This is a genomic window from Rhodococcus sp. NPDC003348, assembly GCF_053589375.1.
In genome coordinates this window covers 18294-30498 of record NZ_JBSFRT010000005.1, presented here as the reverse complement: position 1 = coordinate 30498, position 12205 = coordinate 18294, and the positions used below count along the sequence as shown (strand labels likewise).

Annotated in this window: 16 protein-coding genes; 9 read left to right on the top strand and 7 right to left on the bottom strand. The window is 68.4% G+C overall.

Translation table 11 applies throughout. From position 1 onward, the window contains the following. Positions 1-5 precede the first annotated feature (5 nt). The 4 genes from ACWDU4_RS04655 to ACWDU4_RS04640 form a co-directional block, all read right to left on the bottom strand. Positions 6-179 carry a hypothetical protein gene (locus ACWDU4_RS04655; RefSeq protein WP_450112684.1) on the bottom strand — a complete coding sequence of 58 codons (174 nt, stop codon included), beginning with the start codon at positions 177-179 and terminating at the stop codon, positions 6-8. Then, positions 172-954, bottom strand: coding sequence for an SDR family oxidoreductase (locus ACWDU4_RS04650; RefSeq protein ID WP_450112683.1), 783 nt, complete (start codon positions 952-954; stop codon positions 172-174). The genes ACWDU4_RS04655 and ACWDU4_RS04650 overlap by 8 nt, the downstream gene beginning before the upstream one ends. A 3-nt stretch (positions 955-957) precedes the next feature. Next, complete coding sequence (locus ACWDU4_RS04645) at positions 958-2184, bottom strand: acyl-CoA dehydrogenase family protein (protein WP_450112682.1); 1227 nt, start codon at positions 2182-2184, stop codon at positions 958-960. 72 nt (positions 2185-2256) lie between these two features. Beyond that, positions 2257-3075: an SDR family oxidoreductase gene (locus ACWDU4_RS04640; protein WP_450112681.1), complete on the bottom strand. Its 819-nt coding sequence runs from the start codon at positions 3073-3075 to the stop codon at positions 2257-2259. Between the two features lie 172 nt (positions 3076-3247). On the opposite strand from ACWDU4_RS04640, the gene ACWDU4_RS04635 reads away from it, so the two are divergent. Next, positions 3248-3724, top strand: coding sequence for a MaoC family dehydratase (locus ACWDU4_RS04635; RefSeq protein ID WP_450112680.1), 477 nt, complete (start codon positions 3248-3250; stop codon positions 3722-3724). 33 nt (positions 3725-3757) lie between these two features. On the opposite strand, the gene ACWDU4_RS04630 is transcribed toward ACWDU4_RS04635, so the two are convergent. Further along, positions 3758-4438 carry a TetR/AcrR family transcriptional regulator gene (locus tag ACWDU4_RS04630; protein WP_450112679.1) on the bottom strand — a complete coding sequence of 227 codons (681 nt, stop codon included), beginning with the start codon at positions 4436-4438 and terminating at the stop codon, positions 3758-3760. 323 nt (positions 4439-4761) lie between these two features. Here ACWDU4_RS04630 and ACWDU4_RS04625 point away from each other — a divergent pair, with 323 nt between their 5' ends. Then, on the top strand, positions 4762-5046 hold the full coding sequence (locus tag ACWDU4_RS04625) for a hypothetical protein (RefSeq protein WP_450112678.1): 285 nt from the start codon (positions 4762-4764) through the stop codon (positions 5044-5046). Positions 5047-5170: 124 nt separating this feature from the next. Here ACWDU4_RS04625 and ACWDU4_RS04620 read toward each other — a convergent pair whose 3' ends face one another. Continuing rightward, a complete protein-coding gene (locus ACWDU4_RS04620) occupies positions 5171-5872 on the bottom strand; it encodes a TetR/AcrR family transcriptional regulator (protein WP_450112677.1) in 702 nt (233 codons plus the stop codon). A gap of 292 nt (positions 5873-6164) precedes the next feature. Between ACWDU4_RS04620 and ACWDU4_RS04615 the strand changes: the two genes are divergently transcribed. The 4 genes from ACWDU4_RS04615 to ACWDU4_RS04600 all read left to right on the top strand — a co-directional run bounded on the left by ACWDU4_RS04615 (position 6165) and on the right by ACWDU4_RS04600 (position 8676). Further along, the gene (locus ACWDU4_RS04615; RefSeq protein ID WP_450112855.1) at positions 6165-6926 is read left to right on the top strand and encodes a putative protein N(5)-glutamine methyltransferase; all 762 of its coding nucleotides are present in this window, start codon (positions 6165-6167) and stop codon (positions 6924-6926) included. 81 nt (positions 6927-7007) lie between these two features. Next, positions 7008-7472, top strand: coding sequence for a GNAT family N-acetyltransferase (locus ACWDU4_RS04610; RefSeq protein ID WP_450112676.1), 465 nt, complete (start codon positions 7008-7010; stop codon positions 7470-7472). 408 nt (positions 7473-7880) lie between these two features. Next, positions 7881-8162, top strand: coding sequence for a hypothetical protein (locus ACWDU4_RS04605; protein WP_450112675.1), 282 nt, complete (start codon positions 7881-7883; stop codon positions 8160-8162). After that, on the top strand, positions 8143-8676 hold the full coding sequence (locus tag ACWDU4_RS04600; protein WP_450112674.1) for a hypothetical protein: 534 nt from the start codon (positions 8143-8145) through the stop codon (positions 8674-8676). Before ACWDU4_RS04605 ends, ACWDU4_RS04600 begins: the two co-directional genes overlap by 20 nt. A 32-nt stretch (positions 8677-8708) precedes the next feature. Here ACWDU4_RS04600 and ACWDU4_RS04595 read toward each other — a convergent pair whose 3' ends face one another. Further along, positions 8709-9704 carry a DUF389 domain-containing protein gene (locus ACWDU4_RS04595; protein ID WP_450112673.1) on the bottom strand — a complete coding sequence of 332 codons (996 nt, stop codon included), beginning with the start codon at positions 9702-9704 and terminating at the stop codon, positions 8709-8711. A gap of 269 nt (positions 9705-9973) precedes the next feature. Between ACWDU4_RS04595 and ACWDU4_RS04590 the strand changes: the two genes are divergently transcribed. From ACWDU4_RS04590 to ACWDU4_RS04580, 3 genes are all read left to right on the top strand, one after another. Next, the gene (locus ACWDU4_RS04590) at positions 9974-10261 is read left to right on the top strand and encodes a hypothetical protein (protein ID WP_450112672.1); all 288 of its coding nucleotides are present in this window, start codon (positions 9974-9976) and stop codon (positions 10259-10261) included. A 114-nt stretch (positions 10262-10375) separates the two neighbouring features. Then, positions 10376-10684 (top strand): three-helix bundle dimerization domain-containing protein, encoded by a 309-nt coding sequence (locus ACWDU4_RS04585; RefSeq protein WP_450112671.1) that lies wholly within the window; start codon positions 10376-10378, stop codon positions 10682-10684. A 137-nt stretch (positions 10685-10821) separates the two neighbouring features. Then, positions 10822-12168 carry an APC family permease gene (locus ACWDU4_RS04580; protein ID WP_450112670.1) on the top strand — a complete coding sequence of 449 codons (1347 nt, stop codon included), beginning with the start codon at positions 10822-10824 and terminating at the stop codon, positions 12166-12168. The last annotated feature ends 37 nt before the right edge of the window (positions 12169-12205 follow it).

Below are 12205 nucleotides of genomic sequence, written 5' to 3'. Positions count from 1 at the left end.
GTCTCCTACGTGAAAATTGAGTGGGTGGATCTCGAAATGCTCTGGATGCCTGCCGCGTCAGCGATCTCGCGGGCCTTGTGCACGAGCGCGTCGATCCGCGCCGCCGTCCCGACGTCACCGAACCAGCGGGTCACAGCCGCCGGGTCGATCCCGACGACGTCCCGAACAGGCTCAGACACCGTGCGACGCTCCGCTCCGGTACATCGCGGCGTTGCCGAGGCGCTGGCCGCCGTCGATCACCATGGTCTCCCCCGTGATCCACGACGCCGCGTCGGAGGCGAGGAATGCGATCGCCGAGGCGATGTCGTCCGGCTCACCGATGCGGGCGAGCGCGGTCGACGACGCGACCAGCTCCTCGTGTTCCTTCCACAACGCCTCGGCCAGCTTCGTGCGCACCACCCCGGGCGCGACCGCGTTGACCCGAATCCTCGGGGACAGCTCCAGCGCCAGCTGCTTGGTCAGGTAGATCAGCGCGGCCTTCGACACGTTGTACAGGCCGATGTTCGCCTCGTGCCCGAGCCCGCCGATGGACGCCGTGTTGATCACCGATCCCCCGTGCTCGCCCATCCACGCCTCGACGGCGAGGCCGGTCCACAGCAACGGCGCCCAGAGGTTGACGTCCATGGTCTTCGCGAACCGGCCGTGATCCTGCGCGATCATCGGGCCGAACGCCGGATTGGTGCCCGCGTTGTTGACGAGAATGTCGACGCTGCCGAATCTTTCGAGGGTCACCTCGATGCAGCGCCGCGCCTGGTCCTCCTCCACCGCGTGCGCGCCGACACCGATCGCATTGCCGACGATCGAGGCCGCGGCCTCGTCGGCCGCCTCCTGCTTCCGTGAGGTCAGTACGACGTTGGCACCGGCCGAGGCGAGGGCCTGCGCGGCCGCCAGGCCGATGCCGCGGGAGGCGCCGGTGACGATCGCCGTCTTGCCGCTCAGGTCCTGGTTCGTCATGGATCAGAAGCCTTCCGGGCGCAGGTCGCGGTACCGACGCAGTTCGCGGCGGGCGATGGCGCGCTTGTGCACCTCGTCCGGCCCGTCCGCCAGGCGCAGGGTGCGCAGGTGCGCGTACGCCATGGCGAGCGGGAAGTCGTCGGTGACGCCGCCGCCGCCGTGCACCTGGATGGCGCGGTCGACGATCTTCAGCGCGATGTTCGGGGCGGCCACCTTGATCGCGGCGATCTCGGTCTGTGCCTCCTTGTTGCCGACGGTGTCCATCAGGTGGGCAGCCTTGAGGGTGAGCAGCCGGATCATCTCGATGTCGATGCGCGCCTCGGCGATCCAGTCCTGGATGTTGGCGTTGTCGGCGACCGGCTTCCCGAAGGTGACCCGGGACTGCGCGCGCTTGCACATCAGTTCCAGCGCACGTTCGGCCATGCCGATGGCGCGCATGCAGTGGTGGATGCGGCCCGGGCCGAGGCGGGCCTGGCTGATCGCGAAGCCCTCACCCTCGCCCTTGAGCACGTCCTTGGCCGGTACCCGGACGTCGGTGAAGTCGATCTCGGCGTGCCCCTCGCGGTCCTGGTAGCCGAAGACGGGCAGGCCACGCATCACGGTGACGCCGGGGGCGTCGATCGGCACGACCATCATCGACTGCTGCCGGTGCGGCGCCGCGGCGGGATCGGTCTTGCCCATCACGATCATGACCTTGCAGTTCTGGTGCAGGGCGTTGGACGCGAACCACTTCCGGCCGTTGAGGACGTACTCCTCGCCGTCCTTGACCATCGACAGCTCGACGTTGGTCGCGTCGGAGCTGGCGACGGCCGGCTCGGTCATCGCGAACGCGGACGCCATGGTGCCGTCCAGGAGCGGCTTCAGGTACTTCTCCCTGTGCTCCTCGGTGCCGAAGAGTTCGAGCACCTCCATGTTGCCGGTGTCGGGGGCGTTGCAGTTGCAGGCCTCGGACGCGAGATGGCTGCGGCCCATGATCTCGGCAAGCGGCGCGTACTCGAGGTTGGTCAGTCCGGCGCCGGTGCCGGGGTGCGGGTGGAAGAGGTTCCACAGTCCCCGCTGCTTCGCCTCTGCTTTGAGTTCCTCCAGGATCGGCGGCTGGAAGTGCGGGTTGCCGGAGGCACGCATCTGCTCCTCGTACACGGCTTCGGCCGGGTAGACGTGCGTCTCCATGAATTCCAGCAGGTCCTTCTGCAGCTGCTGGGCGCGTTCCGAGATGTCGAACATGGACATGAGAACTCCTGAGGGGTGGGGCGGGAGGATTCGGGGTTCGGGGCTCGCGGCCCTCCGTGAACCCCGATGTGGTCATCCCTGGTTCTGGAGGGAGGCCTGGTAGCGGCGCATGCCGCGCAGCCAGCGGTCGTAGTCGGCGCCCTTGTGCCGGTACATGTCCAGCACCTGCGGGTGCGGCAGGATCAGGAAGCGCTCCTCATCGATGGCGGCGAGGGTGTCGGCGGCCACCTGGGCGGGCTCGAGCACCTCGCCCGCGGAGGTGACGGCCTTCGCGGCGGTCGCGGCGAGGCCGTCCGCGGCGTCCTCGTCGGGGAACAGGAGCTTGGTGTTGACGCCCTGCGGGCACAGGCAGCTGACCTTCACGCCTTGATCTCCGTAGGTGACGCTGAGCCATTCGGCGAAGCCGATGGCGGCATGCTTGGTGACCGCGTAGGCGGCCGCACCGATCTGGGTCAGCAGGCCCGCCGCGGAGGCGGTACTGACGAAGTAGCCCTCGCCGCGCTCGACCCAGCCCGGCACCAGCTGCTGGGCGGCACGGATGTGGGCACGCAGGTTGATGTCGAGCGCCAGGTCCCAGGCGGCCTCGTCCGCGTCGAGCCCGGGCGCGCCGGTGATACCCGCGTTCGCGAAGTACAGGTCGACCGGACCGAACTCCTTCTCCGCCAACGCGATCAGTCCGCGGATGGCCTCGGCGTCCGCGACATCGACTCCCGCCGCGACCGCGGCACCCGAATGGTGGGCGTTGATCCCGTCCGCGACCCGATCCGCGGCGACACCGTCGAGGTCCGCAACGACGACGCGCGCCCCCGAGCTGGCGAGCGCCTGCGCGATCGCGCCACCGATCCCCCCGCCGCCACCGGTGACGACGGCAACCCTGCCTGCAACCTTCACTGACGTGCCCCGCTTTCGTTTCGCTGATGAGGACGCGACCGACCGATGGACGTGATCCAGGTCTCCCCCTCTGTATAATTGAATCCGGCGTCAGGTTCAAGCCCAAGCCGGGGCCCCGGCCCGGCGGCCACACGACGTCCCGAATGCAAACAAGCGACTTCCAGGGAGAAACATGGACACCACCACCGTTCCCGTCCGCCCGAACACGGCCGCCGATCTGACCGCACTCGTCGGCAGGGAGCTCGGCCCGACCGAGTGGTACGAGGTCACCCAGGAGCGCGTCAACGCGTTCGCGGACGCGACCGGCGACCATCAGTGGATCCACGTCGACCCGGAGAAGGCCGCGGCGAGCCCGCTCGGCGGCACCATCGCGCACGGCCTGTTCAGCCTCTCCCTCGGCCCGTACCTGTCGAGCCGGCTGCTCGCGTTCGACGGATTCACCCACGGCCTGAACTACGGCTACAACAAGGTTCGCTTCCCGGCCCCGGTGCCGGTGGGCTCGCGGATTCGCATGCGCGTCACCGTCGTGTCCGCCGACGAGGTTCCCGGCGGGATCCAGGTCACCACCAGCCAGGTGGTCGAGCGCGAGGGCTCCGACAAGCCGGTGATGGTCGCCGAGTCCATCGCCCGCGTCGCTGCCGCGTCCTGACCTACACACGGCCTCCCCGGCCGCGCCTCGAGCTCAGTCGCGGCCGGGGAACCGCAGGGCGTTCGCCCACAGTCTCGTGACGGTGAACACCAACGCCTCGAGGTCGTACGCCCCACCGTCTGCGGCCTCCCCCGACACGAACACCTCGTACGCCAGCCGGCTCACCATCCCGGACAGCGCTCGGGAGGCCGTCATCGGGTCGATCCCGGGATCGGCGATCGAACGCTCCTGCAGATCCGCGATGCCACGCGCGTTGCGGGCGATGAACGCCTCGGCGCGGTCGGTCCGGAACCGCCGGAACCCGGGATCGACGTGCGCGACCTGCTCCATCAGACCCATCAGCCTGGCGTTGCGCCGGTATGCCGTGAGATACGCCCGGTTACTCGCCTCGAGCACCGCGTAGGGATCGTCGGTGTCACGAACCCGCCCCATACCCGGGTGCATCATGTCCTGCCGCGCCTCGTCGAGCACTGCGGCGAAGATCTCCTCCCTGCCGGAGAAGTAGGTGTAGAAGGTGCCGGTCGCGCAGCCCGCCTCCTTCGTGATGTCCGTCAACCGGGCGTCCAGGTAGCCGTCCCGCTCGAACACGGCCCGCGCGGCGGCGACGAGCGCGGCCCGCGTCCGGGCACCGCGCCGGGTGGCGGGCGGTTCCCGCAGCTGCGGCGCCGACCCCGGACGGTCGCCGCGATCCCCTTCGGGTGCAGTCGTCTCCACCCCCTGGTTATACATGAAACCGACGTCAAGTTTGACTTGAGTTCCTGACCAACTCCGCATCGACGCCGCCATCGGGCATGCGGCCGGATGAAGCTCTCGAGACCCCGATGGAGCCCGGCCGTTCCGGATGCCCGCCCGCCACACCTTTTCCATACCGGGCGCCCGGTTGTTTTCCAGTTTCACAGGCTGGGCTGCCCGACCCTGGGTAGCCTTCCCCTCAAAGATCGAGAGACGATCCGGCCTTGCTCTCCGGACAGTCGCGACACGAAGTTCCCAGCACTGATCGATCTCACCATTGTCCCTGCGCCCGAACGGACTTGACGATGACAACGGTCGACGCCGCCACGGTCGCACTCGCATCCGAGGCACTGCACATCGCACCCGAGGCAACCTCCCTGTACCTGGCGGTCACGGAATGGGGCGAGGGCCCCGCCTGGGACACGATGCTGGTCGTCGCCGTCGGCACCCATGGCACCCTGGACGCGTTCGAACTCGATGCGAACACAATCGCGACGTTCGCCGCGACCCACCCACCGAACGGCGCCTGCACCATCGTCGTCGACATCGACCTTCTCGCCGCGGTCTTCCACAACGCAGCGAGTTCGTAGACCGGGGCCCGGAGCCCGCGTGGGCGATGACCGTCGCCGTATCGATCGGAACCCACGCGGCGGACTCGAGGCGGTGTCCGAGTGAGCTCCTCAGGCGAGAGCGCCTGCGCGACCCGCTTTCTCGCTACGAGGCCCGGTCCTCGGTGGGGATGCGCAGGGCATTGACCCACAGCCGGGTCGCGGTGGCGGTGAGCTCGCCGAGGTCGACCTTCCGGCCCTCGCTCATCGAATCGCCGGTCACGAAGTACCCGAACGCGAGGCGGCTGATCATCCCGGACAGCGCACGCGAGGCGAGCAACGGATCCAGTTCCGCGTCCGCCATTCCTCGCTTCTGCAGGGCCTCGATGCTGCGGGCGTTGCGGAACACGAAGGCATCCGCTCGCCGTTGCCGCAGCTTCCGGAACTCCGGGTCGATGCTGGCGACCTGCTCGAGCAGTGCCATCAGTTTGGCATTGCGCCTGTACGCCTCGAAGTACGCGCGGTTGCTCGCCTCGATGATCGCGGCCGGGTCGTCGTCGGCAGCGACGTGCGGCATGCCGGGGTGCATCATGTCCTCTTGCGCCAGCTCCAGCACCGCCGCGAAGATCTCCTCCTTGCTGGAGAAGTAGGTGTAGAAGGAGCCGGCCGAGCACTTCGCTTCCTTGGTGATGTCGATCAGCCGGGTGTCGAGGTAGCCCGCCCGCTCGAACACGGTGCGCGCGGCGGCGATCAGGGCCGACCGGGTGCGCAGACCACGCTCGGTGGCGGGGAGTTCACGGAGCAGCGCGGAGTTCGCCATCGACGGCGGCGCGTCCTCGTGTGCTTCCTTTGCTGCGGGTCGTGACATGGACACCTTTATAGCAACGCCGCGACCAGCGGCATTTCATCCACCCGTCGGTGCGCCCACCCGCCCGACCGGCACCCGAGCGTGCTGCGTGGCGATCACCGTCGGCGTCCGCGCCCCGGGGAAGCTCAGGTCACCGATGGATCCGCGCCGGCAGCCGACAGGGAAATCCGGATGCGAACCGCCCGCGCGTGGTCCACGATGATGGGCGCCCGCAAGAGAGTCCCCAGTCGAGTGACAGTGAGGCCCGCCCACGACACCCCAGTCCCCCACCCCGGCCGATGTCGTCGCGACCCTGCGCGCCGCGGGGTGCGTGTTCCCCGAGGACGAGGCACGCCTGCTGTTCGACGCCGCGCGCGACAGCGAGCACCTGACGGCGATGGTCGACGACCGTGTGTCGGGGCGGCCGCTCGAGCAGATCCTCGGCTGGGCCGAGTTCTACGGCCTGCGGATCGTGCTCGAACCGGGCGTCTTCGTACCTCGTCGTCGCACCGAGTTCCTGGTGCGCGAGGCCGCCCCCCTGCTGGCTCCCACCGGTTCCGTGGTAGTGGACCTGTGCTGCGGGTCGGGGGCGGTGGCCGCGGCGCTCGCATCGACCTCCAGGCCGATCATCCTGCACGCCAGCGACATCGATCCCGCCGCGGTGCGGTGCACGCAGCGCAACATCGCACCCGCCGCGGTGCACCACGGGGACCTGTACGAGGCGTTGCCGACGAGCCTGCGCGGGCGCGTCGACCTGCTGGCCGTGAACGCACCCTATGTGCCGTCCGACGCCATCGCGACGATGCCCCCGGAGGCGCGGCTACACGAACCGCACACCGCCCTCGACGGCGGCGTCGACGGCGTCGAGATCCACCGACGGGTGGCCGCGGGCGCACCGGAATGGCTGGCACCGGGCGGGCACCTCCTGATCGAGACCAGTGAGCATCAGGCCGACCTGACCGCCGCCGCGTGCGCACAGGCCGGTCTCACCCCACGGGTGACGCACTGCGCCGACTCGGGCGCAACCGTCGTCATCGCGCAGGCGCCCGCCGAGAACTCCCGACAACGCGCGTAGCCCGGATGCCGCGCCGGGTTCCGATCGTCCGCCGCAGGCACCGCGTCGAACCGACGATGCGCGCCGCGAGATGATTCACGGGTGGAACCCCTGATCGAACGGGCAGACTTCGACGACGAGAGCCTCGCGGTCTTTCTGCAAGCTCACCTGGACGACATCGCTCCCACCGCACCGGCGTCGAGCCAACACGCACTGGATCCGACCGAACTCAGGCATCCGTCCATCCGGCTCTGGGTCGTCCGACACCGCGGCAGGGTCGCCGCCACCGGCGCTCTCGCCCGGCTCGGCGCGGGCCACGAGGAGCTCAAGAGCATGCGGACCGCACCCGAACTGCGTGGCCGGGGAATCGCGCGCCTGCTCCTCGGACACCTGATCACGGACGCCAGGGAGCGAGGCGTCGCCAGGATCTCGCTCGAGACCGGAACGATGGACTTCTTCGAGCCCGCCCGCCGCCTCTACGCCGCCGCCGGATTCGTCGAGTGCCCGCCGTTCGGCGACTATTCCGATGACCCGAACAGCACCTTCATGACCCTGCCCCTGCGATGAATCGTCGAGACCGGGACGCGACCGTCCGCGGGTCCGGTCCGATCGGGCGCCCCACGCCCATGCCGGACGGAGGGCCTCCGACTTGTATGTCGGAGCGGCGTCGTGTCCGAACCGACGGGTCGTAGCGTGCCGTGGGTGACCGTGGGGATGGCTCGGTGGATTCCTGCCACTCGTCCGGCCGGAGGGTTGGCTCCAAGACGGTTCCGTCCTCCCCTCGGTCTCCGTTCGCTGCCTGGCTCAACACAGGAACGCCACCCTTCCCGGGCGGCCGGAAGTCGGAACACCGATAACCCCGTCCACCTGCACGGAAGGCGCCCTCCACGGTGATCGTGATCGGTATCGACCCGCACAAAGTCCACCCACACCGCCACAGCGGTCGACCCGGCCACCAACCAGGAGTTCGGATCGGTGCGGATTCGATCGTCTTTCGACGACTACGCCCAGATCATCACCTGGTCCAAGGCCTGGCCGGACCGGATCTGGGCCGTGGAGTATGCATCCGGACTCGGTCACCTCACCCGGTGGCTGATCAGCCGCGGTGAGGCCGTGGTCGACATCCCGTCGACCACGACCGCCCGGGTCCGGGAGCTTTCGCGTGGTGGCCGGCGCAAGAACGATCGCATCGTCCCCCACTTCGTGGGAGGTACCCCCAGCCGCCGCGGCGGCGTGTGTGGCGTTCAGTCAGGGTGATTTCCGGCCGGTCGCCCCGGAGTGCCACACCGATGTTCTGCGGATTCTCGACGAACGCCGGGTCGACCTGGTCAGACAGAACGGCCGGCTCGTCAACCAGCTCCATGCCCTGCTGCGTGAGCTGTTCCCGGGCGGGATGGAGCGCACCTTCGACACCGAGGACGCCGCCGCTCGGCTCAGGGCGTTTCTGCCCGCGACCACGGCGGATGCGATGCGCAAGAACGTCGCCCTCGACATCGTCGGCGACCTGCGCCGGGCCCGGTTCCAGATCGACGACATCACCACCCGCATCAAGACCGAACTCGCCGCCAGCGGCACCAAGCTCACCGACAAGCAGCGCCACCGACTGTCCCGATCCGGGAACCGCACACTGAACTCGGCGATTCACATCGTCGCCGTCACCCAGGCCAGGACACCGAGCAGCGACGGATATGCCCACCACCAACGGAAGATGGCCGAAGGCAAGACCTCCCGTGAGGCGATGCGATGCCTCAAACGACATGGCGCACCATGAGGGACGACCAGAGCGACAGACCAGCCACAGTCTTATCCCAATCCGCCTAGTTCTGGCTCTTGTGCTCGTCCACGCCGGGGATGGGGCGGACGGCGCTTCCGGAATATGACCGACCCGCCTGTGCGACCGGCACGTTGCAACACCAGCAGCACAGCCACCCCAGCGAGCACGATGCCGATCAGATTGACACCAAGTTGCCCGAGCGAGCTCAGCACGACATTCCATTTCCCCGCGAACACCGCGACGACGGCCAATCCCGCAGCTGGCACTGTCGTTACCGAGATGAACACGCCCACCAGAACATTGGAGGCGTAGGTGACCAATGCGAGCATGCCTGCCGCCCCCGCCAGCAGCGCCACCACTAGTGAGAATGGCCCCACCTCGTAGATGAAGTCGAAGACGCGGGCGTTCTCGACATCACCGGTCCCGATCCAGCCGAGACGAATCCACAGCAGTGTGGCCAGCGCCGTGACCACCATCGCGACCGGAAACGAAATGGCCAGGGTGCGTGCCGAACTCCGTATGAGCCCGATGTCTCTGCGAACCAGACCAACCGAAAGCGCCGCCAGCGGTCGGAACTCGGGCCCAACCACCATCGCGCCAACCAGCGTAAGCGGAGAGGCCGTCGCCACACCTACCGCCGACAACAGGAATGCGATCGATAGAAAGACCAGGAATGTGGGCGTCAGTCGGGCCCCCTCGCGCACCTGACCGAGCAACTGGGCCCACACCACGGCTTCGTCGCGGCGTGTAGGAGCCGCAGCTTCCGCCCGCTCCCCGGCGCGGGAAAGCATGGTCCCCGCCGGCTCCAACGAGATACCGCCCGTCCGTACCAGATCCACAGCGGCCAACGCCGCAAGTACATCATTCGCGCAGGCACGCGCCACATCCGCCTCGATCACATCGCCGGGCGGGTCGATAGCGGCAGAGAGCGCGAGCGTCACATGTGTGACGCCGGGTTCGGCGGCCAGCGTGCGCAGGACTTCTGCCGAGCGGCCGCTCGGCGAAATGACGCGCAGATGCAGCACAGCATTGCCCTTCCTGGCCGACGGTGTGTGACCGAGCGACGGCCAGTTCTCGCCAGCAATCGTAGCGGGGCCACCTGGCGACCTCGACTTCACGACCTGCGCCACATGGGAAGGGACAACCGGTGCGGGTCGACGCTTTCCTCGTCGACCCGCACCGAGATCACGCTGCCGGTGTTCGAACGCTCTTTGGGTTGGCAGCGGACACAGGAACCCTCTTCGCGCTGCTGCGCGTGTGCCGCGCGTACCGCGGCGGGGGTTACGCTGCGGCGGTGACCATTTCACTGTGCGTGCTGCTGTGGGCCCGTCCCGGCGAGGAGGAGGGGCTCGTCGCCTACGAGGATCGGGTGCTCGAACTCGTCGCCGAGCACAGCGGCCGGGTGCTGCAGCGCGCCCGGACCGACGGCACCGACGACCAACCGCTCGAGATCCAGCTGTTCACGTTCGCATCCCAGGCGGCGCTGAACGGATACATGAACGACGAACGCAGGCTCGCGCTCGCCGGCGAACGAGACCGGGTCGTGGCACGGACAGAGATGATGCGGGTCACGCTCACCTGACGCCGGGCACGGATCCCCCGCTTCGGCGCGGGCCCTGGAGAAACGCTCAGATGTGACTTCTCTGTTGCCATCTCGTGCCTTGACCCGGTCACTCCACGCGCCGACCATCAGACAATGGGTGATGACGAGGCAAAGCAGATCGACCACGTCATCGAGCGCCTGATCACCCGGCACCCGTCCTTCAGACCTGCGGACGTCGAGGCCGTCGTGCGCCGCATTCACGCACGATTCACCGACAGCAGGATTCGTGACTTCATTCCGCTCCTCGTCGAGAAGGCGGCCCGCCGCGAGTTCGAGACCGGGCCGCCCGTGGTGATGGCATCGATTGTGGTGGCGCCGACGTCGGATCCGCCGCCCAGACCGATGACTGCCGTGCCCGTCACCGGCACGGTGTCACTCCCACCGACGGCGCAGGCCGTCTGAGCCCGCCGGCCTGCCGCGGACCCTCGGTACCAATCCTTCCGTCGCCGAATACGGCTCGTCCTTGCTGAATCTCGACACCGCTGAATCTCGACACCGAAACCGCCCCGCGACGATCGAGAACGAGGACCATGAAAGACATGGACAGCACGGTCCCCGGCGCGCCCGGCGGAAGTGACGGCGGGGCCCATCGCGCCGCCGACCACGGGAGCGGTGAATCGACGAAGGCGATGACGGTGCGAGGCGCCGCGTTCCTCGGCGTCGGTTCGATGGTCGGGGCCGGCATCTTCGCGCTCCTCGGCGAGGCCGGCGCCGTGGCCGGTTCGGCGGTGTGGGTCTCGTTCCTCGTCGCGGGGATCGTGGCCACACTGCAGGGCTATGCGGTGGCGAAGCTCGGTTCGCGGTATCCGTCCCGCGGTGGCATCGTGACGTTCCTGCTCCAGGCATACGGCCGCGGGCACACCACCGCCATCGCGTCGTGGTTGCTCTACTTCGCGGCCGTCATCGTCACCGCCATGGTCGCCGTGTCGTTCGGCAGTTACGGTGCCGCGCTGTTCTTCGACGACTCGCCGGTGTGGAGCAGGATTCTCACCGGCGCCGTGGTTGTGGCCGTGGCGGCGGTCAACATCGTCGGCACGACGCTGATCGATCGGGTCCAGACCGCGATCGTGGTGGTACTCCTGACCGTGTTCGCGGTCTTCGTCGTCGTCACCCTGGCGCAGATCGAGCCCGATCTGCTCGCGCGCTCGACCTATCCCCCGGTGGTCGACATCATCTCGAGCGTGGCGCTGACGTTCTTCGCCTATCTCGGCTTCACCGTGGTCAGCTTCACCGGCGGGGACCTCCCGGATCCGAGCCGCAACCTTCCGCGCGCGATGTACCTGGCGCTGGGCATCACCATTGCCCTCTACATCCTGATCTCGGTCGGGGTCTTCGGCACGCTGACGGTGGACGAGGTGATCGCCAACGGCGACACCGCCCTTGCCGTTGCCGCCAAGCCGACACTCGGGGACGCCGGCTTCGCGATCATGGCGTTCGCGGCGCTGCTGGCCACCTCGTCGTCCGCGAACGCGAACCTCTACGCGGCTGTCGGTTCGACCGCGAAGCTGGCGGAATCCGGCTCGTTCCCACCGGTGTTCGGCAGGCGCGCCAGAATCGGTGGCACCGGTGGGCTGACCATCTCGGCCACACTGATCCTGCTCCTCGCCCTGTTCGTCGACCTCACCGCGATCGCCTCGCTCGGCAGCGTTGTCGCCTTGGCGATTTTCCTGGTGACCTCGATCGGCGCGTTTCGGCTGAGGAAGGAGATCCGGGCCCGCACCTCGGTCCTCGTCGCCGGCATCGTGTTGACCGCCATCGTGCTCGCCGTGTTCGCGGTGCAAACCCTGCGGACCGCTCCGGGGACGTTCGCCGGGATGCTGGCCATCCTGGCATTGGCCGTCGTCCTCGAGTTGAGCTGGAGCCGAGTACGCGCCCGCCGCGCATGACCGCACCACACGGGTCGACTCGGGCGTCGCGACGCGG